Annotated in this window: 27 protein-coding genes and 1 pseudogene; 10 read left to right on the forward strand and 18 right to left on the reverse strand. The window is 69.3% G+C overall.

The features are described 5' to 3' along the window. Both AB0J95_RS37850 and AB0J95_RS37855 read right to left on the reverse strand, forming a co-directional pair. Window positions 1-169, reverse strand: a pseudogene (locus AB0J95_RS37850) (Hsp20/alpha crystallin family protein); the annotation flags it as partial. A gap of 382 nt (window positions 170-551) precedes the next feature. Then, window positions 552-920: a hypothetical protein gene (locus tag AB0J95_RS37855; protein WP_364769323.1), complete on the reverse strand. Its 369-nt coding sequence runs from the start codon at window positions 918-920 to the stop codon at window positions 552-554. A 238-nt stretch (window positions 921-1,158) separates the two neighbouring features. On the opposite strand from AB0J95_RS37855, the gene AB0J95_RS37860 reads away from it, so the two are divergent. Next, entirely contained in the window at window positions 1,159-1,584 is a 426-nt protein-coding gene (locus AB0J95_RS37860) for a VOC family protein (RefSeq protein WP_364769325.1), read from the forward strand. Between the two features lie 64 nt (window positions 1,585-1,648). On the opposite strand, the gene AB0J95_RS37865 is transcribed toward AB0J95_RS37860, so the two are convergent. Continuing rightward, complete coding sequence (locus AB0J95_RS37865; protein ID WP_364769327.1) at window positions 1,649-2,521, reverse strand: LysR family transcriptional regulator; 873 nt, start codon at window positions 2,519-2,521, stop codon at window positions 1,649-1,651. Window positions 2,522-2,622: 101 nt separating this feature from the next. Between AB0J95_RS37865 and AB0J95_RS37870 the strand changes: the two genes are divergently transcribed. After that, window positions 2,623-3,465, forward strand: coding sequence for a TIGR03620 family F420-dependent LLM class oxidoreductase (locus tag AB0J95_RS37870; RefSeq protein ID WP_364769329.1), 843 nt, complete (start codon window positions 2,623-2,625; stop codon window positions 3,463-3,465). Window positions 3,466-3,600: 135 nt separating this feature from the next. Here AB0J95_RS37870 and AB0J95_RS37875 read toward each other — a convergent pair whose 3' ends face one another. The 4 genes from AB0J95_RS37875 to AB0J95_RS37890 all read right to left on the reverse strand — a co-directional run bounded on the left by AB0J95_RS37875 (window position 3,601) and on the right by AB0J95_RS37890 (window position 6,375). After that, the gene (locus AB0J95_RS37875; protein ID WP_364769331.1) at window positions 3,601-4,581 is read right to left on the reverse strand and encodes a WYL domain-containing protein; all 981 of its coding nucleotides are present in this window, start codon (window positions 4,579-4,581) and stop codon (window positions 3,601-3,603) included. 57 nt (window positions 4,582-4,638) lie between these two features. Next, on the reverse strand, window positions 4,639-5,742 hold the full coding sequence (locus tag AB0J95_RS37880) for a winged helix DNA-binding domain-containing protein (protein WP_364769333.1): 1,104 nt from the start codon (window positions 5,740-5,742) through the stop codon (window positions 4,639-4,641). A 5-nt stretch (window positions 5,743-5,747) separates the two neighbouring features. Beyond that, a complete protein-coding gene (locus AB0J95_RS37885) occupies window positions 5,748-5,975 on the reverse strand; it encodes a hypothetical protein (RefSeq protein ID WP_364769335.1) in 228 nt (75 codons plus the stop codon). 67 nt (window positions 5,976-6,042) lie between these two features. Further along, window positions 6,043-6,375: a hypothetical protein gene (locus AB0J95_RS37890; RefSeq protein ID WP_364769337.1), complete on the reverse strand. Its 333-nt coding sequence runs from the start codon at window positions 6,373-6,375 to the stop codon at window positions 6,043-6,045. 25 nt (window positions 6,376-6,400) lie between these two features. On the opposite strand from AB0J95_RS37890, the gene AB0J95_RS37895 reads away from it, so the two are divergent. Next, the gene (locus AB0J95_RS37895; RefSeq protein WP_364769338.1) at window positions 6,401-6,616 is read left to right on the forward strand and encodes a TauD/TfdA family dioxygenase; all 216 of its coding nucleotides are present in this window, start codon (window positions 6,401-6,403) and stop codon (window positions 6,614-6,616) included. Window positions 6,617-6,754: 138 nt separating this feature from the next. After that, window positions 6,755-9,088, forward strand: coding sequence for a hypothetical protein (locus tag AB0J95_RS37900; RefSeq protein ID WP_364769340.1), 2,334 nt, complete (start codon window positions 6,755-6,757; stop codon window positions 9,086-9,088). Between the two features lie 118 nt (window positions 9,089-9,206). On the opposite strand, the gene AB0J95_RS37905 is transcribed toward AB0J95_RS37900, so the two are convergent. From AB0J95_RS37905 to AB0J95_RS37925, 5 genes are all read right to left on the reverse strand, one after another. Further along, window positions 9,207-9,602 carry a hypothetical protein gene (locus AB0J95_RS37905; protein WP_364769342.1) on the reverse strand — a complete coding sequence of 132 codons (396 nt, stop codon included), beginning with the start codon at window positions 9,600-9,602 and terminating at the stop codon, window positions 9,207-9,209. 368 nt (window positions 9,603-9,970) lie between these two features. Next, complete coding sequence (locus tag AB0J95_RS37910; protein ID WP_364769344.1) at window positions 9,971-10,276, reverse strand: hypothetical protein; 306 nt, start codon at window positions 10,274-10,276, stop codon at window positions 9,971-9,973. Window positions 10,277-10,455: 179 nt separating this feature from the next. Beyond that, entirely contained in the window at window positions 10,456-11,496 is a 1,041-nt protein-coding gene (locus AB0J95_RS37915) for a DUF2891 domain-containing protein (RefSeq protein ID WP_364769346.1), read from the reverse strand. Window positions 11,497-11,527: 31 nt separating this feature from the next. Further along, entirely contained in the window at window positions 11,528-12,109 is a 582-nt protein-coding gene (locus tag AB0J95_RS37920; RefSeq protein WP_364769348.1) for a PaaI family thioesterase, read from the reverse strand. A 49-nt stretch (window positions 12,110-12,158) separates the two neighbouring features. Next, window positions 12,159-12,596, reverse strand: a complete 438-nt coding sequence (locus AB0J95_RS37925; protein WP_364769350.1) for a hypothetical protein — start codon at window positions 12,594-12,596, stop codon at window positions 12,159-12,161. A gap of 147 nt (window positions 12,597-12,743) precedes the next feature. Here AB0J95_RS37925 and AB0J95_RS37930 point away from each other — a divergent pair, with 147 nt between their 5' ends. The 6 genes from AB0J95_RS37930 to AB0J95_RS37955 all read left to right on the forward strand — a co-directional run bounded on the left by AB0J95_RS37930 (window position 12,744) and on the right by AB0J95_RS37955 (window position 18,641). Continuing rightward, complete coding sequence (locus AB0J95_RS37930) at window positions 12,744-13,490, forward strand: ABC transporter ATP-binding protein (RefSeq protein WP_364769352.1); 747 nt, start codon at window positions 12,744-12,746, stop codon at window positions 13,488-13,490. Next, window positions 13,487-14,476 carry an ABC transporter permease gene (locus AB0J95_RS37935; protein ID WP_364769354.1) on the forward strand — a complete coding sequence of 330 codons (990 nt, stop codon included), beginning with the start codon at window positions 13,487-13,489 and terminating at the stop codon, window positions 14,474-14,476. Before AB0J95_RS37930 ends, AB0J95_RS37935 begins: the two co-directional genes overlap by 4 nt. A 45-nt stretch (window positions 14,477-14,521) precedes the next feature. Continuing rightward, window positions 14,522-14,920, forward strand: a complete 399-nt coding sequence (locus AB0J95_RS37940; protein ID WP_364769737.1) for a GntR family transcriptional regulator — start codon at window positions 14,522-14,524, stop codon at window positions 14,918-14,920. Next, window positions 14,917-15,783, forward strand: coding sequence for an ABC transporter ATP-binding protein (locus tag AB0J95_RS37945; protein ID WP_364769356.1), 867 nt, complete (start codon window positions 14,917-14,919; stop codon window positions 15,781-15,783). Before AB0J95_RS37940 ends, AB0J95_RS37945 begins: the two co-directional genes overlap by 4 nt. Window positions 15,784-16,301: 518 nt before the next feature. Beyond that, window positions 16,302-17,696, forward strand: a complete 1,395-nt coding sequence (locus AB0J95_RS37950) for a non-reducing end alpha-L-arabinofuranosidase family hydrolase (protein ID WP_364769739.1) — start codon at window positions 16,302-16,304, stop codon at window positions 17,694-17,696. Window positions 17,697-17,897: 201 nt separating this feature from the next. Further along, window positions 17,898-18,641 carry an SDR family NAD(P)-dependent oxidoreductase gene (locus tag AB0J95_RS37955; protein WP_364769358.1) on the forward strand — a complete coding sequence of 248 codons (744 nt, stop codon included), beginning with the start codon at window positions 17,898-17,900 and terminating at the stop codon, window positions 18,639-18,641. A gap of 293 nt (window positions 18,642-18,934) precedes the next feature. Here AB0J95_RS37955 and AB0J95_RS37960 read toward each other — a convergent pair whose 3' ends face one another. Genes AB0J95_RS37960 through AB0J95_RS37985 form a run of 6 tightly spaced genes read right to left on the reverse strand, consistent with a single transcriptional unit; the run spans window position 18,935 to window position 23,724 of the window. Beyond that, window positions 18,935-19,963 carry an MBL fold metallo-hydrolase gene (locus AB0J95_RS37960; protein ID WP_364769360.1) on the reverse strand — a complete coding sequence of 343 codons (1,029 nt, stop codon included), beginning with the start codon at window positions 19,961-19,963 and terminating at the stop codon, window positions 18,935-18,937. Continuing rightward, a complete protein-coding gene (locus AB0J95_RS37965; RefSeq protein ID WP_364769362.1) occupies window positions 19,953-21,425 on the reverse strand; it encodes a class I adenylate-forming enzyme family protein in 1,473 nt (490 codons plus the stop codon). Before AB0J95_RS37965 ends, AB0J95_RS37960 begins: the two co-directional genes overlap by 11 nt. Continuing rightward, window positions 21,422-21,742, reverse strand: a complete 321-nt coding sequence (locus AB0J95_RS37970) for an EthD family reductase (protein ID WP_364769364.1) — start codon at window positions 21,740-21,742, stop codon at window positions 21,422-21,424. The genes AB0J95_RS37965 and AB0J95_RS37970 overlap by 4 nt, the downstream gene beginning before the upstream one ends. Next, window positions 21,742-22,119, reverse strand: coding sequence for a nuclear transport factor 2 family protein (locus tag AB0J95_RS37975; protein WP_364769366.1), 378 nt, complete (start codon window positions 22,117-22,119; stop codon window positions 21,742-21,744). Before AB0J95_RS37975 ends, AB0J95_RS37970 begins: the two co-directional genes overlap by 1 nt. 1 nt (window position 22,120) lies before the next feature. Then, window positions 22,121-23,362, reverse strand: a complete 1,242-nt coding sequence (locus AB0J95_RS37980; protein WP_364769368.1) for an FAD-binding protein — start codon at window positions 23,360-23,362, stop codon at window positions 22,121-22,123. Further along, window positions 23,359-23,724, reverse strand: a complete 366-nt coding sequence (locus tag AB0J95_RS37985; RefSeq protein WP_364769370.1) for a nuclear transport factor 2 family protein — start codon at window positions 23,722-23,724, stop codon at window positions 23,359-23,361. Before AB0J95_RS37985 ends, AB0J95_RS37980 begins: the two co-directional genes overlap by 4 nt. Window positions 23,725-23,742 lie beyond the last annotated feature (18 nt).

Consider the following 23,742-nt stretch of genomic DNA (forward strand, 5'->3'; position numbering starts at 1 on the left):
CGATCGAGTCCGGGTGCACGCCGGGCAGGTCGAAGGCCACCACGTACTCGTCACCGGTGCGGTAGGCGTCCATCGGCATCGCCGCCGGGCGGGTCAGGGTCCCGTTGGTGCCGAAGAACTGCTGGGTCAGCCGGTCGAGCTCACGGAACGGGTCGGTACGCATCAACATGTCACAGTCTCCTTCCACACCACTCGCCAATCGGGATCGGCGGTCCATCCGCCGTACGCCTTTGACAACGGCCCGCCCAGATTTCCTGTTCCCATTGCTGCAGGATCTCGAGTGCCGATCTGTGTGTCCGTCCTCCCCGGACAGTCCGATGCCCGCCGCAGCGCGGCTGTGGCGGGCGAATCGGACTCAACTTCGCAGAAGGGAAACGCAACTCGTGCCGGAGGGTTGGTTGGCGACCGATGCGTGAACACTGCGCGGAACCTGTCAGCTGGATCGCGTCACGAGACGCCGGGCCGGCGGTCCGCACTGGGGTTGCCGGCGGGCAAATGGGCTGACCGTCCACAGCAGACTCATCGCAGCTCGCCGCCGCGCTCTCCTGCCATCACCTCCTTGCCGACCACTCGCCCTGTCTCCTGTCGTGCTTACCCAGTGGCGCAACGCCCGGAGGAGACCGATCCCGGACGACCACCTGGCAGCCAGTCCGCGCGAGATCACCTCCGCCCGTGCGAGCCGGCGGACCGAACCTCCGGCCGGCACCGCCGGAGCGATCACGGCGATCCCTTGGCGGGCGTGGTGGACGACGCTGGGGGATCTCGGGCTGCTCGGCGGCGCCGAAGTTGGCGGCGATGATGGCGTCGAACTCCGCCTGCACCCACGCCGGGTCGGCGCAGACCAGTTCGGCGAAGCCGGGCGGCCCGCCGCGTTCGACTTCCGCGGGGCGCACCACGCTCGTGCCGTCCACCTCGATCACTCCCAGGGGGTCTTCACCAGGTTCCTGACCGATATTTTTCTTATAGTGCGGACTGCAGATTGTGTCAAGCGTCTGCTGAGAAAACCAGGAGGAGCACCGACGGGGACGGAGTGTGATCCAGGCCGCAGTGGCTCGGCCGGTTGTAGGACAACCGGTGTCCTGTGACCGCGAAAGGGTGATCACACGAACGGCACAGCGAACGCCGGACGCACCATCACCACCTCGTCAGGAGCACCTCATGTCCGTCACCACCGCGACCCACCTCAACTTCCGCGGCGACGCCCGCCAGGCACTGGAGTTCTACCAGTCCGTCTCCGGCGGCGAGCTCACCATCATCACCTACAAGGACATGGGCAACCTGGAGAACCCGGACGAGGCCGACCAGGTGGTCTGGGGCCAGGTCCGCTCCGCCAACGGCTTCCACGTCATGGCCTACGACGTGCCCGCCGGCCGCCCGTTCAGCCGCGGCGACGACCCGTTCTTCGTCTCGGTGCGCGGTGACTCCGCCGAGGAGATCTCCGCCCTGTGGGACAAGCTGTCCAACGGCGCCACCATCGTCGTCCCGCTCGCCGCCTCCGCCTGGGCACCGCTGTACGGCATGCTCAAAGACCGCTTCGGCATCACCTGGGTCCTCGACATCGCCGCCAGCTACACCCCCGCCTGACACCAGCATTGGCCGCGGCTGCAACAACAACAGCCGCGGCCAAGAGCACTGTGGACGGTGGAGGTCAACCAGCCACGTGGTCGCGGAAAGCCGTCACCGCGCACTCGGCCGCACTGCTGGCGTTGTCGGCGGTGACCACGATGCTGCCCGCGATCGTGATCGCCGGTTCGACCGCGATCGACCGGACGCGGGTGGAGCGGATTTCGGCGGCCTGGTCGGCGGGCAGCACCGTCCAGCTCCGTGGGTCCGAGCCGACCTCGACAATGGTGTCCTGCAGCGTGCCGGCCGGGCGACCTGCCGGAGGACACAGCCCGGTCTCGCGCAGCGCGAAGGCCACGGCGTCGTGCAGCGCCGGGTCATGCTGGCGGGCAGGAAGCCGCAACGTGTGATCGGCCAGCTCGGCAAGACTGATGGCGTCGCGGTCGGCGGCCGGGTGGTGCTGGGATACCACCGCGAACAGCCGCTCGGTCCACGTCGGCAGCACCGTGAGCCCAGGCACGGAATGCACGCCACGAGTCAGCGCCAGGTCGAGCTCACCATGCCGCAGAGCATTCAGCCGGGCCTCGACCGGCAGATCGACCAGCACCACGTCGAACCCGGGCGCGCGCTCACGCAGAGCGTCGATCCCCCGCTCCAGCCGGGCGGTCAGGCCGGCCGCGGTGCCGATGCGCACGGTCGTGACGACCTGTCCGGCCGCGACCTGCACCTGCTCGGCCGCCGCGAGCGTCGTGCGGGCCGCGTCGAGCACCCGCTGCCCGGCCACGGTCAGCCGCACCCGCCGCGGGGACCGGTCGAGCAGCCGGACCCCGAGTTCCCGTTCCAGCCGGGCGATCTGCTGACTGACGGCCGGCTGCGCGATGTGCAACCGCTCGGCCGCCCGGCCGAAATGCAGCTCATCGGCGACGGTGACGAAATAGCGCAGCGCCCGTAGCTCCATCGCACCCCACCCGTAAGACCACCAACGATAAGCCGAGCTTATCGCAGCGCATGCCGGTTGCGTCTGGTTCACCCTGCCCGGCCGGTGCTGAAGTCGAGGCCATGACATTCGAACTGGGACTGCTCGGCGCCTACCTCACCGCCGCCGAGGCGACCGCCGCGCAGGCCGCCGCGCTGGAGCAGGCCGGCTACGGCGCGGTCTGGCTGGCCGCCTCACCCACCGCCGACCTCATGGCGGCGCAGCGGCTGCTCGACGCCACCGACCGGATCGTGGTCGGCACCAGCGTGATCAACGTGTGGCAGGCCAACGCGGACACCGTCGCGGACTCCTACCACCGCATCGCGGCCCAGCACCCCGACCGCCTGGTCATCGGCATCGGCGCCGGCCACCGGGAACACGACGCCGGATACACCTCCCCCGTCGCGAAGATCACCAGCTACCTGGACACCCTGACTGCCGCCGGCGTGCCTGCCGACCGGCTGCTGCTGGCCGCACTCGGACCCAAGATGCTCCGGCTGGCGGCCGACCGCGCCGCGGGCACCGTCACCCTCCAAGTGACGCCCGAGCACACCCGCCGCGCCAGGGAAATCCTCGGCCCGGACAAGCTCGTGATACCCGGACATGGCGTCCTGCTGGACGCCGACGCCGACCGGGCTCGCGCGACCGGCCGGGCCGCGGTCCGGCCCATGCTGGGGATCGCCAACTACGCCAACAACCTCCGGCGGATCGGCTACACCGACCTGGACCTCACCGACCCGTTCAGCGACCGGCTGATCGACGCGCTCGTCCTGCACGGCGACGCCGCCACCATCGCGGACGGCATCCACGCCGAACTGGCGGCCGGGGCCGGCCACGTCGGCCTGCACGCGATGGGCGAAGACCCGATCGGCGTTCTGCGCGCGGTTGCCGAAGCAGTGCGCGCTCAGCAAGTCCTGCGGACGTAACCGGATTGGCCCCATCGGCACAACGGAGCGGTCTCGCCGGACGATGCTCACCGCGTTCCCCCACGGCGTTGACGTAGAACCGCGAGCACTACGACGACAGTCCACTTGGGACACGAAAGCATCTCCGTACTGGCGTCAGGTGACCGAATCGCGGTAGCGGCGGGCGAGCAGCATGGCGGCGTTGCGCAGCTCGATCGGGCGGACGATGTGCACATCGGCGTCGAACCGGCCCAGTGAGGCAGCGAGACCGGCCCACGACCAGGAACCCGCGATGAGCCGGCAGCGGTCGTCACCGAGCGGCTCGACGATGCCGTCGCCGGCGTAGGGCGCGACCTCGTCGGCGGGCAGGTCGATCACCACCTCCCCCTGGCACGGCCAGGCGTCCGCCCCGGCCGCGGCGCCTTTGAACTTGGCGTTGACGAACGCGGCGACGTCACCGCCCGGGACTTCGCGCGGGCTGAACCGGGGCCCGGTGGGCGTGCGCGGAGTCATCCGATCGGCGCGGTAGACGCGCCAGTCAGCGCGGTCCAGGTCCCAGCCGACCAGGTACCAGCGCCCGGCCCGGGTGATCAGGTGGTGCGGTTCGACGCGTCGCGGCGGTATGAGGTGGCCTTCGGCTTGCGGCCGCTCGCCCGCGTAGTCGAAGCGCAGCACCTCGTGGGCTCGTACCGCGTCGCTGAGAGCCAGCAGCACCGCGCTGTCGACCTTCACCGTCGGCCGTGTGCCGCTCCGCTCGACCACCGTCACCTGCACCGCGTCGATGCGGTGCCGCAGCCGTGTGGGCATCACCTGGCGCATCGTGGCCAGCGCACGCGCGGCGGCGTCGGTGATGTCCGCGCCCGAGCCGGCCGCGATCTGCAACGCCACCGCGACCGCCACGGCCTGATCGTCGTCGAACAGCAGCGGCGGCACCTCGGTGCCTGCCTCCAGCCGATAGCCGCCGTCCCGGCCTTTCACCGCTTGGACGGGATAGCCGAGCTCACGCAGCCGGTCGATGTCACGGCGCACCGTGCGCGGCGTGACGTTGAGCCGTTCGGCGAGCAGGTGGCCGGGCCAGTCACGCCGCGCCTGCAGCAACGAGAGCAGGGACAGCAACCGGCCGGATGCCTGAGTCATAGCAGCCACCTTCGCAACAGAACTCGACGGCTTCTTACCGACACGCCTCGCTTTCCCTCACGGCGGTGACATCTCGACGCGTACGCGATGGTGCTCGCCTTCCGACAGGAACCGCGCGACTTCCTGCCCTTCGTCCGCGACCGCACTGCGTTCGGCCCGGGTGAACCGGCGAAGCGGCCGCACGACCACGATGTCGTCGGTCTGTGTCCAGGTCGCGGCGACCCGCCCGTCCACCAGGACGGCACGCTCGCCCTGGACGGACAGCAACCGGTGCGCCTTGTCGATGATGCGGCCGCGGTCGTCGTAGCCGAGGATCGCGTTGTCGAAGGCCGGCAGGAATCGAACCGGGGCCGGGATGTCCGGGGCAGGACGTGGCGCGCCGGGCAGGTCCAGCAGTTCACGGCCGCGTTCGTCGCGGAAGGAGACCAGCTCCTCGCGGACCGCCGCCACCGCGCCCGGCAGGCCTGCCAGGCCGCACCAAGCGCGCAGGTCGGCGGTCGCGGCCGGCCCGAACGCGGCGAGGTATCGCCGCACCAGCGCTTGACCGGCCGGATCGGAGCCGTCCTGGGCGAGTGGGTCGATGTCCCGGCCCAGCCACGACGACAGCAAGGCGTTCCGTACCCCTGCGGTCGTCCGCCACAGGCCCCGCGGCGGCAACTGCACCATGGGCACCAGCGCCGCGACCACCGCCTCACCAAGCGGTCGTTCGCCGGCGGACGGCCAGCGGACGGCGAGCGCGCGGCCGATCTCGGCCATCGTGCGCGGCTCGCCGTCGGCCATGATCTCCCGGCCGGCCGCCGCGAGCTCATCGAGGTTGATCCCGCCGAGCTCAGGCCGGTACACCCCCAGCACGCGTTGCCGCAGCATCGCGTCGTGCCGGGCCCGCCAGCCCAGCGCGTCCTGCGCGGTGACCAGGTGGACGGTCCGCCGCATCAGGTGGGTGCGCACTACGCGACGGTCGAGCAGCAGGCCGGACAGCTCCGCCGGGTTGAACGCGCGCAGCCGCGACCACAGCCCGATGAAGGGTTCCTGTGGTGCCTGCGCCTGCATGCCGCCCAGATGCGCCACGGCGTCCGCGACCGGCAGGTCCGACCGCTCGAGCAGCAGCTGGCGGGCCAGCGTGGCCCGGTTGAGGGCCCGCGGGCCGAGTCGGGTGGACATGGCGATCACGCAGCCGCTCGGTCGCCGGACGGGCGCCGACGCACGATCGCGCGCTCCACGGCAGGCGGGACGTACGAAACGTCCAGCGGGCCGAAGTCCGTACCAGGCGGCATGATCTGGCCGATCCGGTCGAGGACATCGTCATCCGGCACCGTGCCCGCCCCGGCAAGCAGGTCGTCAAGCTGCGCCACGAAGTTGATCCCGGCGTCCAGCGCCCGGTGGATGATCCGCACACAGTCATCCTCGCGGCCATAGAGGACATCCCCGGTCCTCTTACCCGGACGGGGCCAGTGGCCTGAGTCACAACCGGAACACCAGGGATCGGGTTCGGTGTCCCGGCGCGAAAGACCGCGTCGGCGGGCCGCCGACGATCCCGGGTTCGGGGAGGTACAGCTTCCCGGAACCATCACTGTCCACAAACTGGGCGCTGGCATCGGTGCGCGCATCGACGGGGTCCGCCTCGGTGGCGAACTCCCCGCGGACGCCGTCGCCGGGATCAGGTCCGCGCTGCTGGCGCACAAGGTGGTGTTCTTCTGCGACCAGCACCACCTCGACGACGCCGGCCAGCTCGCGTTCGCGTGGCTGCTCGGCGAGCCGACGCTCGCCCACCCCACGGTCAAAGGCCAGCAGCACACTCTTCGAGCTGCTGCAGAACCGCGTGACGCGCCTGGAGAACACGGTCCGCTGGCAGTGGACGGACGGCGACGTGGCGATCTGGGACAACCGGGCAACCCAGCACTACGGTGTCGCCGACTACGACGACGCCCATCGCCGCCTGCACCGCATCACGATCGCGGGCGACGTCCCCGTCAGCATCGAAGGTGTCGCCAGCACCACGATCACCGGCGACGCGGCCCACTTCTCCCCGGTGTGACCTGCGCTGCACGGCACCGCCCCGGGCGGCAGCTGCCCGATTGTCTGCCCGAAAGGGCCGCCCGTGGGGGCTGGTCTGGCGCTGGAGGGGTTCGTAGCGTGGACCGAGGCAGGTCTGAGCTGAGGGGGCGAGGCTGCCATGCGGGAACATGCGGTCGAACCAGCGACGCAAGCCGGGCAGCCGACAGCGGCGACGGCGGCCCAGCCTGCGATGGCGGCCCCCGTCCCTGATCTTCTTGTGCTCCAGCGGTGTGCCGGCAACGGCGCGGTCACGCGGATGCTCGCCCGGGCGAACGGGCCCGCGCCGGACACACCGGAGCCGGACACCCCGGTGCCGCCGCCCGTCGTGCGGATCCAGCGGGAGCCCGAGGACTCCACGCCCGAGGACAAGGTCAAGCACGCGCTCGGCAGCGGCTCGGGCAAGGAGGTGCGCAAGCTCGGCGACCCCGAACTGGCCACGACCAACCCGGCGCAACGCGCGGGCCTGGCGAAGATCCTCACCGATCAGCTGTGGACGGACAAGGCCGACGAGCAGTGCACCATGAAGCTGGTCAGGCTGAAGGGTGAGCACGCCGCCGTGCTCGCCCATCTCGATGGGCTGGGCTACCGCCAGAAACTGCTCGACAGCGTCGACGACGAGGCCCTGCACACCGAACTGCAAGGGTTGCTCGGCGCGACGGCGGACGGCGGCACCGGCCCGGTCGCGGCCGCCCTGACCTCCCGCAAGTCCGAGGACGTCCAGCGCATCCCCGTGACAGACCTGCGCAGTGCCACCAAACAACAGCGAACCGGTCTGCTGCAGATCATGCTCGACATGTGGAGCTCGAACGCCGCCGAGGAAGGGCGGATGATCGACATCCTGGAGGCAAGCGGCGGCGACCTGGCCGCGATGATGGCCGATGTCAAGGCGCTCGGTCTCAAACAGCGCCTGTTCGACCACATCGACGACGACGCGGCCAAGCAGCGCCTCACCGCCCTGCTCAAGCCGCTCAACGACCCGGAGCTCAACAAGGACCTGGTCGTGTTCAACCGCGGTTTCTGGGACAACCTCGGCGAGGGCCTCAAGGAGGGCTGGAACTCGGCGGTCAGGAACTTCTCGCTCGGCGGCCTGATCATGGGCCTGTTGCAGCCGATCATCCATCCCATCGACACCATCGCCAAGCACATCAACGACGCCGAGCAGGCCATCAAGCAGCCGTCGGCAGACCGCGTCGTGGCCCTGCTGCGCGACATCTTCGGCACGCTGGGCATGTGGCTGCTGGTGGCGGCGGGCGTGGTCGCGTTGGTGGGCGTCGCGGTGTCGGCGGGTGTCATCACGCTGCCCGCGGGGATCGCGATCGAGGGCGTGGCCGCGGCCCTGCTCACCGCCGCGACCTGGTGCGGCGTGGTCGCCATCGTGCTCACGATCGTCAAGTTCCTGCTCGACAGCGGCGAGGCGGGTGCGGCGACCACCGCGCAGGAGCACGAGGACGAGAGCAAGGAGATCGGCGAGGACATCACCGCCCTCGGGGTCATCGCCGCGCTGGCCGCTCTGCTGCGGGGACTCGGCCGGGTCATCAAGGGGCTCAAGGGGTCCACAGAGGACCCGGCGAACGCCGATCCGGAGGCGTTGAAGAAACAGGCCGACGAGGCCAAGGAGTCGCAGTCCAAGGCCACCGAGGACGCCAACAAGCTCAAAGAGGCCGCCGCCAAGAAGCAGGGCGGCGGCCGCAAGGACATGATCGACCCCAACGCCCCCGAGGTCGGCGAGCTCACGATCAAGAACGTGCCGAAGACCCTGCCCGACGGCACCCCCGCGATGCGGGTCGAGGTCACCGCCTCCGACGGCAGCTTCGGGCACGCCGAGCGCGGCTACAACCCGCAGACCGGCGAGTTCCAGGCCCTGGAGATCGACCTCGGGCAGATCCCGAAGGAGGCACGGACCGTCGAGGTGGGCGGCAAACCCATGCCGTTGAGCGACTACCTGACCTTGCGGATCATGCGGCTGCTCGAGGTCCCCGCCGCCACCCTGCGCAAGATGCGCATCGTCGAGGTCGAACACATCCGTTCGGTCATCCAGCTGGAGAAAGCCGCACCGGGTGAACCGGTCGGCAGCACCAACCCCGCCGTGGACGCGGCCGCGCGCAACATCGACTCGGTCACCTACAACGAACGTGCCCTGGGCGAGGCCGGCAGCGGCCGCATCACCCGCGCCCACGTCACCGGCGGCACCCGCGGCATGCTGTCCGACCTGCTGGCCAAATGGGAAGGCGAGGCACCCTCCGAGGAAATGGTCAAGCGGCACAACGACGCCCTCACCGAAGCCGGCCTGACCCGCGAGACGGCCAAGAAGTTCGAGGTGCGCAGCGGCTTCGACGTCGAGCTCACCATCGAACCCGAACCGTCCGGCGCCGACCCCGCCGGCGCCGGCCCGGAGACCCGCATTCCCGTCCCCGTACCCCAGCGGGACGACCGCGACGCCGGCACCGACTAGCGCGGCAGGTCGGCGTGGAGGTCACCGCCAACCTCGCGCGAGTACGGAAGTTGAACGCACACCGGCGGTTTTGGTTGTGCCGCAGCGGAGCGGAGGTACAACTCCGCTCCGGCCGGTGTCAGTAGCGTTCCCAATCGACCCAGTGGGAGCAGGTGTTCGGTCCCCAGTCCTCGATGCAGACCTTGATGCTGCCAAAGGGATAACTGTTGCCGTCGTAGTACTTCTGGCTGTAGTTGTGTCCGCACTTCGTTTCGGGGCCGAACTTGTGGTTGCCCAGGATCGTGAAGTTGTACTGGGTGTAGACGCCGTGGTGGTCGCACTTGTTGTCCCACAGCCTGATCTCGTAGTGCCCGAAACCGTTGTCGTAGATGCACGCTCCGGCGGCGTTGTTCGAGACGCGAACACAGGCAAGAGTGTCGGCCGCGTGTGCTTCGGTGGCCGGGCCGGCCAGCAGCATGCCGGCGCCGAGTGTCCCGGCGGTGGCGACGGCGGCCAATCCGCTCCCTACCTTCATGATGTCCCCCTTCTGGCGGTTCGAAGACATCACGATACGAACGGTTCATGGCCTCGTCGTCCCACTGGGACTTGAGGTTCGTCTCCAACCAACGCGGTATCCCGGGCTCGGCCTACACCATCCGCCGTATGCGCGAACATCCGCACGACCCGAACTCGGGTCTGATGTGGACAGTCCGGACCGTACTTCATCGTCCCGTAGTACGGGTCGGTGGCTTTCTCTTCGGCGTTCAGGGTGAAGCCCTTCAGTCGGCGATCACGGCCTTCTCCACCGAGACGGCCGTGACCTCGAGCGTGGTGGTGGTCTTGTTGCCGTCGTACTCGAATTCGTACGGCACCGTGGCGGTCAAGCCGGACTGTCCTTGGCACTCAACGCATTCTTTGATCGACTGCACCCGTGCGGCCCTGCTTGCCCGGCGCCGCTGCCGCCTCGCCGGTCTGCGCACCGCTCGACTTCGCCGAACCACACCCGACCGCCGCGAGCGCGAGTAACCCAGTCGCCACAACCATTTTCCGCACACGCATCGAAGCACCTTCCGTGGAGAACTCGCGGTCGGCCACGCCGTGGTGACCCAGGACATGCCGCAGAATGTGGCTTCCGCCAAACGGCCCCTGAACCAGCCAATCGCGGAAATTGCAGAACGACAGCCCCATCGAGCGCGGTGACGACAGCATCGCAGCAGCGGCTCCCCCTGCTGTCCAAAATAGACGGACGAGCCGGGGAAACTGCCCGCCCGGAAACAACCTCAGCGACAGGTGTCCGGTCCAGTTGGAGATAGCGAACGACCCGGTTGGCTGACGTGCGGTTCGCGGGACAAGTGTTCAAGCACATGGGTCGCGACGCTGGATGCCGCTCAACCGAGCAGTAGGAGGGCGTAGTAGGCCAGGAAGTGTTCGACCATGTAGTGGCTGCCGGTGATCTGTGGCAGTGAAGCGTGGGTGTGGCTGCTCGCGGTGGCCAGCACCGCGGGGATCCGGTCGTCGCCGGTGGGCAGGGCGTGGGCGATGCGGTGCCAGCACCAGGCACGGTGGAGGTTGAGCCCGTGCAGGTGAGCGATCAGCCCGTCCGAGGGGTCGATCACGGTCACCGGGGTGAACAGTGCGACCGGTTCCCGCTCGGCGATGCCGGGCAGGAACCGGTGCAACCATCCGGCGAACTCGGCCGCGGGCAGCAGCCGGGCCATGAGCTCGGCTTCCGCCAGTGCCGGGGACAGGAAGTCCGCCCCGGAGGGTTCCCAGGAGCCCGGGTAGTCGCAGTCAGCGACGAACCACCGCCAGGCGGTCTCGGTGATGGCCTGTCGCAGCTGAGGTTCGCCATGGTGGGCGAGGTAGCGGGCGTAGGGCAGGGCGCGGGAAAGCCCGAACGCGCTGTTGGTGTGCACCCCGTGGCGGATGGGATAAGCGGCCTTGGGCAGCCAGTCGAGGTAGCGAGTCACAAAGATCGCGCTGAGCTCGTGCAGGGCTTGTGACCAGCGTGCGGCGTCCGGGTCGTCCCAGGTTGCGGTCTCGACGGTGAGTTCCAGCAGCGCCGACCAGCCGTAGGGGCGTTGGGTGGTGCGTTGTTCGTCCGGGGCGAAGGCGGCGGCCTCGGCGGTGAGTGCCTGGATGGTCAGGTGCTCGTTGAGCCTGCGGCGGATCTCCGCAGCCGGCACGAGTTCGCTGTGGCGGCGCAGCAGGCGCACGAGCACCCAGAACATCTCGACACAGGAATGCCAGTCGACGCTGCCGTAGAAACACGGGTGCAGTTCCCGTGGGGTGAGGATGGGTTTTCCCTCGATGTGCCAGTGAAACTCGCAGTGCGGGTACTCGCGCACGATGTTCGCCAACGCCACCGCGGCCAGGTCGCCAGCATTGGCTGTCAGCAGCTGGCGTCGTTCGCTCTCCCACTTGTTCATCGGCATCCCCCAGTGGTTTCCGGCCGAGTGGCTATGGGTTGATGTCCCAGTCCCTTTCCGGTTTCTCGCGCCTCGCCTCGACCAGTTTCGCCATGGCCTGCGGGTGCCCGTGGGTGGTGAAGTGTTCGAAGCCGACCATCACGAACAGCGCCCTGGCCTGGAGGGCGACCGGGCCGTCCTCGGCGTCGAGGTGCCCGTCCGCGCTGACGTAGATCTTGCGCCCGGCCAGACCGTCCAGCCGGGCCGTGATGAACAGCGTCGACCCGACCGGCACCGGACGCCGGAAGTCGGTCTCCAGCCGCCCGGTCACCGCGGGCCGGCGCAGCAGGTTTCCCACCAGGGAGCCGAGCGCCTCGTCGAAGGCACACGCCAGCAGACCACCGTGGGCAAGCCCGGGTGCACCCTGATGGGCCTCGGTCACGGTGAACCGCGCCCGCACGGTGTGCCCTTCGCCCACAGTGGACCGCATGTGCAGCCCGCCTTCGAGGTCCGCACCGCAGCCGAAGCACTCGGCGTAGTGCATCGGCAGCTCGGTCCCCGGCAAGGGCGCCTTCGGGTGGGCGACCACCGGCTCAGTGGGCACCGGCGGCCACGACTGCGCTTTGCTGTTCATAGGTCAAACGTTAACGTCCGCTGGTACACCATCAGAAAGGCGCGCCAGCTCATGCCCGGTCGAAGGTGAGGTCGAAGTCCTTGCGCCAGGTCTGGCCCTGGTCCTCGGACGCCTCCCAACGGCCGGCGATCCGGTCGCCCTGGACGTCGGCGATGAACCGCTGGTGGAAATCCGGGTCCTCCCGGCTCATGATCCACCGCCCGCCGTCAAAGGTCATGGCGTACAGCCGGCACACACCGCGATCATCCTGGTACAGCACGAAGTAAGCGTCGTTCGGATCGCTGCGTCCAATGACGAGGCTCATCTCGGAGTGGTGCGCGCCCTCGCCCATCGCCGACCGCACGACCAGCAGCGACTCCCCCAGCCAGTCGATAGTGGTCTGGCCGCGCACTTCCTGGCCCGGCGGATCGAGGAACCAGGCGTCCGACATCGTCGTCGTCCACACGCCGACGAGTCCGCCGAGCTTCTCGAGTTCGGTGTTGCGCATGGGTTCCTCCGACCGGATGGATCCACACGACGTTACCAGTGGCCCCGTTGCCTTGGGGTTGCCTGCGCGAGGCAGAGATCACCATTCCACTAATTAACTAGTGAAAGGTGCTACCTTGGCGCCGCCGACGACGGAAAGGAGATGGCCATGACTCCGCGCAGGCAGCCTGACCAGGCGCTTCCGGTCAGCGCCGAGGGTGTGGGCAAGCACTACCGCAGGGGGTGGGCACTGCAGCAGACGTCCCTGGTCATCCCGCCGAACCGGATCGTGGCCCTCGTCGGCCCGAACGGCGCGGGCAAGAGCACGCTGATGGGGCTGATCACCGGGTTGCTGCGGCCGACGACCGGCGGGCTCACCGTCTTCGGTGACCGTCCGACCGGCAAGGGGCTGCACCCCGCGGTGTCCTATCTGGCCCAGCAGAAACCGTTGTACCAGCAGTTCACCGTGACCGAGACGCTGCGGTTCGGGGCGCGGACCAACCCGACCTGGGACCAGCGCTACGCCGAGTACCTGGTCCACCAGGCGGCGGTGCCGATGACCGCGAAGGTCGGCACCTTGTCCGGCGGCCAGCGCACCCGCGTCGCCCTGGCACTGGCCCTGGGCAAGCGTCCGGGTCTGCTGCTGCTCGACGAGCCACTGGCCGATCTGGACCCGCTGGCCCGTGAGACAGTGCTGCGCACGCTGATCACCGAGGCGAGGACACAGGGCATCACCGTGGTGCTGTCCTCGCACGTGTTGGCAGAGTTGGAAGGCGTGTGCGATCACCTGATCCTGCTCCACAGAGGACGAGTCCTGCTGGCCGGGGACGTCGGCCGGCTCGGCGCGGGCGGCGTCCCGCTCGGCGAGCTGGCCCTCAACCGCATGCGCCAGGCAGTGCAGGAGGAAGCGGCATGATCTGGGTTTCCTGGCGGCGGCAACGCGCGCAGCTGATCACCCTGCTCGGACTGCTGGTCGTCGGCGCGGGCGCCATCATCCTGCTGCGGTCGAACATGATCGGCACCATCGCCTCGTCGCAGCTCGCCCAATGCGTGACGCAGGACCTCCAGCAGTGCCCGGCACCCGAGGCGGCGAAAGCCTTCCAGGAGCAGTGGTCGACCACGCTCAGCCTGGGGCAGGCCCTGATCATCGGCATACCGGCCCTGATCGGCGTGTTCATCGGGGCTCCGCTGTTCGCCCGGGAACTGGAACAGGGCACCCACGTTCTGGCCTTCACCCAGTCGGTGAGCCGGACCCGGTGGATGGTGAGCAAGCTGGTGATCGCGCTCGTTCCCGCGTTGATCGTGTTGATCGTGCTGCAGTCGCTGGTCTCGTGGTGGCTGTCCGCGGCCGGCACGCTGGGTCCGCGGAAGAACGGTTCGTTCAGTGCCCTGAACTTCGGCATCGAGCACGCCTCGCCCGTCGGCTACGCGCTGTTCGCCTTCGCGCTCGGCACTTTCCTCGGCGTGGTGTCCCGCCGCACCCTGGTGGCGATGACCGCGGGGCTCGGCGCGTTCATCGTCGCGCGCTTCGCCCTGTCCGGCCTGGTGAACCGGCTGATCGGCGCCGAGCGCCTGGAGGTCACGGCCGACCGGCAGGTTCGGGTGCACGAGAACGGCAGCCTGGTGCTCGACGAGGGCTGGCTGGACGCCGCCGGACGACCGGTCGCCGACGACAAGGCCAGCGCCCTGGTCCAGGCCTGCAAGTCGGCTCCGGGTGGGACGCCGAACACGCAGGAGGGGTTCCTGGCGTGCCTGCCGCAGCACGGCCTCGCCAAGCGGTACGCGTCTTTCATCCCGGAGAGCCAGGCCTGGCAGGTGCACCTGGCCGACGCGGCGATCTTCGGCGGGCTCGCGGTTCTGCTGCTGGCGGGTACCGCCTGGGTGCTGCGGCGGCAGAACTGAGCGTGGCGGCGGCCCTGAGCTGCGGGAGCACCTATGCTGACCGATGTGATCGAGTTCCGGATCGACCGGCGCTCCGGGACCTCCACGTACATGCAGATCGTCCAGCAGGCCAAGCAGGCCATGCGACTGGGGCTGCTCAACCCCGGTGACCGGCTGCCCACCGCGCGGGAGGTGGTGGAGGCGACCGCCATCAACCCCAACACCGTGCTCAAGGCCTACCGCGAGCTGGAACGGGACGGGCTGGTGGAGGCCCGCCGCGGCCTGGGCACCTTCGTGACCAAGTCGCTGTCCTCCGCGGCCACGACCGGCGACGACGCACCGCTGCGCCAGGAGCTGACCGGCTGGATGGGCCGGGCCCGGCAGCGCGGCCTGCTCGTCGAGGACGTCGACGCCCTGTACGCCGCGGTCCGCGATGAGCACTACCCCGCCGAGGAACGCCGATGAACCCCTTGACCGCCACCGCTGTGGGCAAGCGATACCGCACCCGCTGGGCGGTCCGCGACTGCAGCCTCGCCATCCCCGAGGGCAAGGTCGTCGCCCTGGTCGGCCCGAACGGCGCGGGCAAGAGCACCCTGCTGCGCATGGCCGCGGGCCTGGTGCGCCCGACCACCGGCGAGCTGAGGACCTTCGGCACTCCCGTCAACGGCCGTATCCACCCGGACGTCTCGTTCCTGCCGCAGAACCGTGCGCTCTACCGCGAGCTCACGGTCCGCGAACTGGCGCGCGCCTGCGCGGCCATGAACGACCGCTGGTCCGCCGGCCGGGTCCGCGAGGTCCTCGGGCTGCTGGCCGGCGTGGACTACGACGCGAAGGTCGCCACCCTGTCCGCGGGCGCGCTGAGCCAGGTGGCCATCGCGATGGCGCTGGGCCGTCTCCCCCGGCTGCTGCTGCTCGACGAACCGCTGTCCGACCTGGATCCGGTGGCCCGCGACGAGACGCTGCGGATCATCATGACCGAGGTCGCCGACCGCGGGACCACCGTGGTGATGTCCTCGCACCTGCTCAGCGACCTGCGCGAGGTGTGCGACCACATCCTGCTGATCGACGAGGGCCGGGTTCAGCTCACCGGCGACATCGAGGACGTCCTCGCACAGCACAGGATCCTCATCGGCCCGGCCGCGGGCGAGTCCGCCGTCGGCGGAACGCTGATCAACGCCACCCGCACCGAACGCCAGTCCACCCTGCTGCTGCGGGAGGCCACCCCGGCACCCGAAGGCTGGGCGGCCATCGAACCCGACCTGGAGTCACTGGTCATGGGGTACCTACGGGCATCACGCGAACGGCGGTCATCGGTCCAACGTGCATAGCTGTCCGATCTCATCGGTCGGCAATGCCTGCTGACCGGCTCGAAAAGTATTGTCCGGCGAACGGCCGGCGAAACCGCTCCGGCGGGTTTCATCCTTAGTTTCTGAAAATAAGGCTGATTCACGGTCGTCTCTTGAAGGTTCGGACCCGATCTGGCAACCTCACGAAGCGGCGACGCTCACCGTTCCCGCCAATGTCCCTATTCGACCGAACATGGTGCGGGGGCTTGAGTGTTAGCGCTAACACAACCGGTGCCGGGCACCGCTTCCCAGTTCGGATGAGCATGCCCGGCCAAAGCAACGCGCCCTGCTGAGCAGATCCCGCGCTCCCGCTGGGAAAACAACCCGGGAACGCGGGGATCGGGCCTCCCTGTCACGCATATCGGGCCGCGCGGGGCTGACACCGAAGGAGAATCACCATGAGGTCCATGGGCCAGGCCCTGCCGACCCGGGCGGCACCTCATCGTCCGGATCGCGGTGGGGCGCGTGTGCTCATCACCCTGCTCGCGGCTGCCGTGGCGATGGCGCTCAATGTCGGCGTGGCGTCGGCGGCGACCGTCGACACGAGTGCGTGGTATGTGCTGGTCAACCGCAACAGTGGCAAGGCATTGGATGTCTCCGGCAATTCCACCGCCGACGGAGCGGTGGTGCAGCAATGGGCTCGCCACGACGGAGCCAACCAGCAATGGCAGTTCGTGGACTCCGGTGACGGCTACTACCGGTTGAAGTCCAAGAACTCCGGCAAGGTCCTCGATGTCGACCGGCGGTCGACCGCCGACGGCGCGAAAGTCCAGCAGTGGACCGACCTCAACGGAACCAACCAGCAGTTCAGCCTCGCCGACGCCGACAGCGGCTACGTCAGGCTGGTCAACCGCAACAGCGGCAAAGCCATCGAGGTGACCGGCGGGTCGACCGCGGACGGAGCGGCAGTCGTGCAGAACGGTGACCAGAACAGGTCCAGCCAGCAGTGGCAGCTCGTCCGGGTGGGCGACACCCCGCCGCCCGGCACGTGCTCGCTTCCGTCGACCTACCGTTGGTCGTCGACGGGCCCGCTGGCCACGCCGAAGTCGGGCTGGGTCTCGCTCAAGGACTTCACCCACGTCGTCTACAACGGCAAGCACCTGGTCTACGCGACGACCCACGACACGCGGACAAGCTGGGGCTCGATGAACTTCAGCACCTTCACCAACTGGTCCGACATGGCCTCGGCCGGCCAGAACGGGATGAGCTCCGGCACCGTCGCACCCACGCTGCTCTACTTCGCCCCGAAGAACATCTGGGTGCTCGCCTACCAGTGGGGCGGCCCCGCGTTCAGCTACCGGACGTCGAGCGACCCTACCAACCCGAACGGCTGGTCGGCGCCGCAGACGCTGTTCACCGGCAGCATCTCCGGCTCCGGCACGGGACCCATCGACCAGACGCTCATCGGTGACGGCACGAACATGTACCTGTTCTTCGCCGGTGACAACGGCAAGATCTACCGTGCCAGCATGCCGATCGGCAACTTCCCGGGCAGCTTCGGCTCCTCGTACACCCAGATCATGAGCGACAGCACGAACAACCTGTTCGAAGCGGTCGAGGTGTACAAGGTCCAGGGCCAGAACCAGTACCTCATGATCGTCGAGGCGATCGGTGCCAACGGGCGCTACTTCCGGTCGTTCACCTCCAGCAGCCTCAGCGGTTCGTGGACTCCGCAGGCCGCCAGCGAGAGCAACCCCTTCGCCGGCAAGGCGAACAGCGGCGCCACCTGGACCAACGACATCAGCCACGGCGACCTGATCCGCAGCAACCCCGACCAGACCAAGACCATCGATCCCTGCAACCTGCAGTTGCTCTACCAGGGACGCAATCCCAGCTCCGGCGGTGACTACGGGCTTCTGCCCTACCGGCCGGGTCTGCTGACCCTGCAACGCTGACACCCCATCCGAACCGGTCCGGCGCCCACCCCTCACGGTGTGGGCGCCGGACCCCTGCCAGCGCCCGCATTCCGGTCTGCGGGCCCGAACTGAAGTCAGTTCGGACTAGACGGTGGCAGTTCAAGAAGCCAGAATCAAGTTCGGTTCGACATCGCGGGCTGGACGGTGGCGGTTCCCCGGGACCGGGCAGGGAGAGTGATCATGCGAGGCAGTGTGGCGGTCGTGACCGGCGGCGGTTCCGGCATCGGCGCCGAATGCGCCCGGACGCTGGCTGCTCGCGGCGCCGTGGTGGCGGTCGCGGACCGGGACCGCAACGCGGCCGGCGTGGTGGCCCGCGAGATCGAGCAGGCGGGCGGATCCGCGCTGGCACTGGCCGTTGACGTCACGGATCCCCAGCAGTGCCAAGCCATGGTGGACCGGGTGATCGGTGAGTTCGGGGATCTGCACATCGCGGTGAACAACGCCGGGATCGGCGGCGGCCACCAGCCTGTCGAACAGTACGATGTGGACGATTGGCGGCGGGTGTTGTCAGTGAACCTCGACGGCGTCTTCTACTGCATGCGTGCCGAGCTGAAACACATGGTGGCTCAGGGCAACGGGTCGGTGGTGAACATGGCTTCGATCTTCGCCGTCGCCGGGCAGCGCTCGCTGCCGGCCTATGTGGCCTCCAAACACGGTGTGCTCGGGCTGACCCGGGCCGCCGCGCTCGACTCCGCCGCCAAAGGCGTCCGGGTCAACGCCGTCGGCCCCGGTGTCATCCTGACGCCCTTGGTCGAGGCACACCAGGATGACGCCGGTAAGCGGGCGCTGGCAGCGGGAAACCCCAGTGGACGGCTCGGCCAACCACGAGAGGTCGCCGAACTGGTGGCCTGGCTCTGCTCCGACGCCGCTTCCTTCTGCAACGGCGGGTTCTACCCCGTCGACGGCGGGTTCACCGCGGCCTGAATGGTCAGTTCGCAATGAGCTGGCGTGTCGGCTTCGCCTGTGGCGCCGGATGTTCCACGATCACGACGTGCGTGAGGAGATCCGGGTCGACTAGGGCGTGTTTCATTAGCGGGATATCCCGTCGACGAGCTGGCGCTTGGTCCACTTCGGAGGGCGGCCAGGCTCACGGCCGACAGGCAGCAGTGGTTCCAGAACACTCCACTGCGCGTGGCCGAAAGGCTTGCGGTGACTCGGTCTCCGCACCGAACGACGAGCCGAAGTCCACCAGGCCATCCTCAGCCCGGCCTGCTCGATCATCTGCCTGAGAACCAAGCCGGCGAGTACCGGACCACGCCGTTCGATTCGCAAGCCACGGCCCGGCCGCGGGCCACCAGAACGTCGAGGTGCGCCATGGTCTCGTTGACGGCGAGCATCTGGTTGAAGTCGTTCAGGTCCGAGAACCGGACGGTCCGTCTGGTCCAGGCCAGGCGCTGGGCGACCGCGCGGCCGTCGAGCCAGCCACCGCCGAGTGCGGCTTCGGCCTCGGCCAGCCGGGTGTCGTGATGGGCCAGCAGCTCGGTGACCCGCTGGTGGGCGCTGGCGGTGACCGGGCCGTGTGCGGGCAGCAGGTGGGTGTCGGGAAACGTCGTCACCAGCCGCAGCGAGTCCAGGTAGTCGCCAAGCGGAAGTCCCGGCTCGCCCAGTTCGAACCCGATGGAGGGCGTGATGTGGGGCAGCACGTGGTCACCGGAGAACAGCAGCCCCCGCGGCCGGTCGAGGAACACCACATGTCCCTTGGTGTGCCCGGGGGTGGGAATCACCTCCAGGCCGAACGGAGTCGGGCCCGCGTGCAGCCACCGGTCCGGCGGTTCCCAGCCGGACGGGTCGAACTCGCCGTAAGTCTCGGAGTTCTCGATCCGCTCGGCCAGGTCGCCCGCGCCGCCACGGCGCAGCACCTCCAGCGAACTCACCGGGATGTCGGTGCGCAGCGTGTCGAGCATCTTCAGACCGGGCCGCTCTCCTGCCCCCAGGTGCACCGTCGCACCGACGCGCCGGCGCAGCTCGACGGCCTGGGTGTAGTGATCGCGGTGGATGTGCGTGACCAGGACGTCGGTGATGTCCGCCACCGACCGGCCGAGATCGGTCAGGGCGTTGTCAAGCGCCACAAGGGATTCCGGGATCGCCCAGCCGGCGTCCACGAGCACGAGGCCATCGTCCCGTTCCAGGACGTAGACGTTCACCGCGCGCAGTCCGTCGTTGGGCAGCGGCAGCGGAACGCGATGGACGCCCGGTGCGACGGTCCGCGGCCCGCCGGTGGCCCATTCGCCTCGGTCAAGACTCATCGGGTCCCCCGGTGTGCAGCCGGCCGGCGAGCTCACGGGCACCCCTGCGGTCCAGCTTGCCGACGGCGGTCTGCGGCAGGCTGTCCACTGTGTACACGAACTCCGGCCATTTCGTCTTGGCCAGCCCCAGGTCCGCCAGATGACCGGTGATCTCCTCGAGCGACAGGCGGCCGTCGTCGCGGGGGACGGCGAGCAACGCGACCCGCTCACCGAGCACGTCGTCGGGGATCGGCACCACACACGCCTGGTTCACCCGCTCATAGCCGGCCACGGCTCGTTCGATCTCGATGATGTCGATGTTCCGGCCGCCCCGGATGATCACGTCCTTCTCCCGGCCCATGATCGTGACCATGCCGTCGTCGTCGACCCGGAGCAGGTCACCGGTCGGGAAGTAGCCGTCCGCGGTGAGCTCCGGCGGCTGCACCCGGCCGTCCCGGGCGTAGCCGCGGAACAGCGATGGTCCCCGGACCTGGGCACGTCCGGTCTCCCCCGGCCCGAGCACGGCGCCCGTGGGTGACACGGCCCGCAGGTCGGTTCCCGGGAACGGCCGCCCGTCCCGGCCGAGCCGGATCTCCTCGGACTCGTGCGGTCCGGGCGAGGTGTGGCCGAGGCATTCCGACATCCCGAACACCCGAAGGATCTTGGTACCAAGTGCTTGTTCGGCACGCGCGAGCGCGGTCCGGTCCATCGGGCCGCCGCCGACCGTGATCGACCGGATCCCGTTGGGCACCGGTGGGTGCACGGCTCCCATCTGCAGTGCCATCGTGGGCACGCACATCGTCCACCGCGCGTTCGTCTCGGCCAGGCGCGCCAGCACCGCCGCGGGATCCCACCTGGCGCTGAGCACGAGCGGGCCACCCAGCAGCAACGAGCAGTAGACGCCGAAACAGAACGCCGCGGTCGAGGACAGCGGCACGATGGCGGCGATCGTGTCCCCGGGCCGCAGGCCGTTGACCTCGATCGTGCACGAACACGCGTAGTGCAGTGCTTCCTCCGACTGGACAACACCTTTGGCGCGCCCGGTGGAGCCGGAGGTGAGACCGACGAACACCCCGCCGTCCCAGCGGGAGAGGTCCGAAGGCTCCGCAGTCGACAGTGCGGACCAGCCGTCGAGCACCGGCTTGGCGTCACCGGGAACCGCCCATTCGTCCACTGCGGACGGTTCGGCGACGACGACGTCCGGCCGGATGTCCTCGATCGCGTCGGCGAACTCGGCTCTGGTGGTGTGCCGGTTGACCACCGCGAGCACACTGCCGGTCCGGCCTGCCGCGAGCGCCGTGACAACCGTGCGCCAGGTGTTGTCCGCCTGCGCCAGGACCGTCCGGCCGTCGCCCAGCAGCCCGGCCAGCTCGCCGGCCCGAGCCAGCAGGTCCCGCGCGGTGTGCTCGCCGGAATCGTCGATGACCGCGACGAAGTCCGCCTGCTCGGCGCGCTTCTGGAAGTCCAGTACCGCCTGCCTCATCCGCCGAACATCTCCCGTTCCCCACCCATGACAGCGATCCGGCGGCCCCGCATGTCGCCGACCTGCTCCACAGCGGCCGCCCACTCCGGACTGGCCAGGGCCTTGCGCAGGTCCTCCTCGCTGTCGAAGCTCAGCACGGACACGCCGTCCCAGCCCTCCGACCGGGGTTCCAGCGCCGCCTCGACCTCGGTGTGCCGCCAGGCCCGCAAGCCCGGCAGGCGGTAGGTCAGCTCGGCATGCTCACCGCGCCACCAGGCGATGAACCGCTCGTGCGTCCAGTCCGGCGGCTTGGCGGCCAGCAGTACCAGGTTGTACATCAAGCACCTCCCGACGACTCGAACCGGACCGCGGGTGAGCGCCCGATGAGCAGGCGGTCCAGCCGACCGTCCGCGTTGATCCTGCCTGCCGCCACGAAACTCGCCACCGGTGCGCCGGCCCGGCGCACCTCGCCGAGGTACAGCTCCTCGCGCCCGGTCGAACTGGCGGTGATCAGGTGATGGGTGAGCGTCCCCTTCTCCCGCTGCGCCAGGTATCCCTCCATGGCCGGGCGGCCGCCGGCGAAGTCCGTCGCGCCGGTGTCGGTGGAGAACAGGATGGAGAACGAGAAGTCGGCGCTGATCAGGTCCAGGATCTGCTCCGGGGTGTCCCCGTCGAGGATCTCGAACCAGGCGGTCAGGAAGGGTGCTTCGGCCATGTCAGTTCCTCCTTGCCGCAGCCAGCCGGCCTGCCCGGCGGCCGGTCACCACGGCCTGGCACAGGCCACCGCCGTAGCCCTCGTGGTACACATCGGACAGATCCGCGCCCGCCGGACAGAGCCCGGGGATCGGTTCGCCCGCGGTGTCGAGTGCCTGCCCCGAGCCGTCCGCTTCGATGCCACCGAAGGTGAAGGTGATCGCCGGAACGACGTCGGCCATGAACACGCGGCCGTCACCCAGCCGTGCACGGGCATGCGCGTCCAGCTCGACCGGTCCCCACGACTCTGGCAACGACGCCACGGACTCCGCGACGCCGACCCGGCCGCCGCGGTCCCTGGCGAAGGCCCAGCGGTCGATCCGTGGGCTGCCCGGTACGAACGGCGCCTGAGCCGCATCGCGTTGCACGGCCTCGGACCAGAGCAGCAGTCCCCTGCCGCCCTGCGCGGCGAGCGCCATCGTGTTGTTGTGATCGCCCCGGGTCTCGTCGGTGAACCGCCGCCCGGACGGGCCGAGCAGGATGCCGGAACTGCTGTGGTACAACGCGAACGTGATGTAGTCGACCGGGCTGAGCGGCTCGACGCCCAGCGGGAACAGGTGCCCGTAGAAGCCGGTGTTCGCGGTGTTCACCGCGGCGCCCAGGGCGGCGGCGAGTTCCGCGCCGGTGCCCCGCGACCACGGGTTGCCGCGCAGCGGCGGCACGAATGCGCCGCCGACGAGCTCGGCCCGGACCTTGGGATCCGCCTGCCGCCCACCGGTCGCGAACACCACTGCCCGGGTCGCGATCCGCCGGGTGTCGGTGACCACCACGTAGCCGTCGCCGGTCCGGACGATCTCGCGGGTCTCGGTGCCCGCGATGACCTGCCCGCCGGCGGCACCGAAGGCCCGCATGAGGTGGGCGATCACCAAGGGCATGTCGAACTTGTGCCCCCGGCCGGCCAGTGCCCGCTCCTCGCCGGTCAGCGGGGGCACATAGCCGGTGAGCCAGCCGATCGCGCCCGCGTAGCCGTCCACGACCAGGTGACCGTGGCGCTGGAACCGGCCCGGGTCCTCGGCGCGAAGCCGGTCCACGTTCTCGATCGCCCAGACGTACCCGCCCGAGATGGCCGCCGACCCGCCGACCGTCGGACCTCGTTCGAGGACAACGGTCCTGGCGCCCGCCTCGGCAGCGGTGACCGCGGCGGACATCCCGGCGAGCCCGGCGCCGAGGACGACGACGTCGGTGCTGATGGTCCCGGCGTTCATCCGCCCTCCGGCCAGTCGATCAGCGCGAACGACGTGCTGAAGAAGGACTGGTACCGGGCGATCAGCCCACGGGGGGACACGACCGCCGCCGACAGGAAGGCGCCGACAGGCCTGCCGGACTCGGTGACTACGCCGTAGACCATCTCGGTGTCGCCGTCGGCCGAGTACCGGAGCACCTCGTGCACCCGTTCCACGGCGTTGCGCCCGGCGATGTACGCGGCGAAGTCCGCTTTGGACGTTCCACTGACCTCACCGGAGGGCAGGGCGATCAGGAACCGCAGGTCCGGCTCCATCAGTTCCAGCGCCAGGGCCGGGTCCTGGCCGTCCATCCGCTTCAGGTACTCCTGCAACGCCACGGTCATACTCTCCTTCGAGTATCA

It is taken from the genome of Actinocrispum sp. NPDC049592 (assembly GCF_040675465.1).
GTDB lineage: Bacteria > Actinomycetota > Actinomycetes > Mycobacteriales > Pseudonocardiaceae > Kibdelosporangium.

Excerpts from the sequence above, each read along its gene's own strand:
- AB0J95_RS37875 (WP_364769331.1), bottom strand. The coding sequence starts at position 4,581 with ATGACTCAGGCATCCGGCCGGTTGCTGTCCCTGCTCTCGTTGCTGCAG.
- AB0J95_RS37900 (WP_364769340.1), top strand. The coding sequence starts at position 6,755 with ATGCGGGAACATGCGGTCGAACCAGCGACGCAAGCCGGGCAGCCGACA.
- AB0J95_RS37860 (WP_364769325.1), top strand. The coding sequence starts at position 1,159 with ATGTCCGTCACCACCGCGACCCACCTCAACTTCCGCGGCGACGCCCGC.
- AB0J95_RS37925 (WP_364769350.1), bottom strand. The coding sequence starts at position 12,596 with ATGCGCAACACCGAACTCGAGAAGCTCGGCGGACTCGTCGGCGTGTGG.
- AB0J95_RS37915 (WP_364769346.1), bottom strand. The coding sequence starts at position 11,496 with ATGAACAAGTGGGAGAGCGAACGACGCCAGCTGCTGACAGCCAATGCT.
- AB0J95_RS37910 (WP_364769344.1), bottom strand. The coding sequence starts at position 10,276 with ATGCTGTCGTCACCGCGCTCGATGGGGCTGTCGTTCTGCAATTTCCGC.
- AB0J95_RS37965 (WP_364769362.1), bottom strand. The coding sequence starts at position 21,425 with ATGAGGCAGGCGGTACTGGACTTCCAGAAGCGCGCCGAGCAGGCGGAC.
- AB0J95_RS37870 (WP_364769329.1), top strand. The coding sequence starts at position 2,623 with ATGACATTCGAACTGGGACTGCTCGGCGCCTACCTCACCGCCGCCGAG.
- AB0J95_RS37905 (WP_364769342.1), bottom strand. The coding sequence starts at position 9,602 with ATGAAGGTAGGGAGCGGATTGGCCGCCGTCGCCACCGCCGGGACACTC.
- AB0J95_RS37920 (WP_364769348.1), bottom strand. The coding sequence starts at position 12,109 with ATGAACAGCAAAGCGCAGTCGTGGCCGCCGGTGCCCACTGAGCCGGTG.
- AB0J95_RS37960 (WP_364769360.1), bottom strand. The coding sequence starts at position 19,963 with ATGAGTCTTGACCGAGGCGAATGGGCCACCGGCGGGCCGCGGACCGTC.
- AB0J95_RS37955 (WP_364769358.1), top strand. The coding sequence starts at position 17,898 with ATGCGAGGCAGTGTGGCGGTCGTGACCGGCGGCGGTTCCGGCATCGGC.
- AB0J95_RS37880 (WP_364769333.1), bottom strand. The coding sequence starts at position 5,742 with ATGTCCACCCGACTCGGCCCGCGGGCCCTCAACCGGGCCACGCTGGCC.
- AB0J95_RS37950 (WP_364769739.1), top strand. The coding sequence starts at position 16,302 with ATGGCGCTCAATGTCGGCGTGGCGTCGGCGGCGACCGTCGACACGAGT.
- AB0J95_RS37865 (WP_364769327.1), bottom strand. The coding sequence starts at position 2,521 with ATGGAGCTACGGGCGCTGCGCTATTTCGTCACCGTCGCCGATGAGCTG.
- AB0J95_RS37945 (WP_364769356.1), top strand. The coding sequence starts at position 14,917 with ATGAACCCCTTGACCGCCACCGCTGTGGGCAAGCGATACCGCACCCGC.
- AB0J95_RS37935 (WP_364769354.1), top strand. The coding sequence starts at position 13,487 with ATGATCTGGGTTTCCTGGCGGCGGCAACGCGCGCAGCTGATCACCCTG.
- AB0J95_RS37970 (WP_364769364.1), bottom strand. The coding sequence starts at position 21,742 with ATGTACAACCTGGTACTGCTGGCCGCCAAGCCGCCGGACTGGACGCAC.
- AB0J95_RS37930 (WP_364769352.1), top strand. The coding sequence starts at position 12,744 with ATGACTCCGCGCAGGCAGCCTGACCAGGCGCTTCCGGTCAGCGCCGAG.
- AB0J95_RS37985 (WP_364769370.1), bottom strand. The coding sequence starts at position 23,724 with ATGACCGTGGCGTTGCAGGAGTACCTGAAGCGGATGGACGGCCAGGAC.
- AB0J95_RS37975 (WP_364769366.1), bottom strand. The coding sequence starts at position 22,119 with ATGGCCGAAGCACCCTTCCTGACCGCCTGGTTCGAGATCCTCGACGGG.
- AB0J95_RS37980 (WP_364769368.1), bottom strand. The coding sequence starts at position 23,362 with ATGAACGCCGGGACCATCAGCACCGACGTCGTCGTCCTCGGCGCCGGG.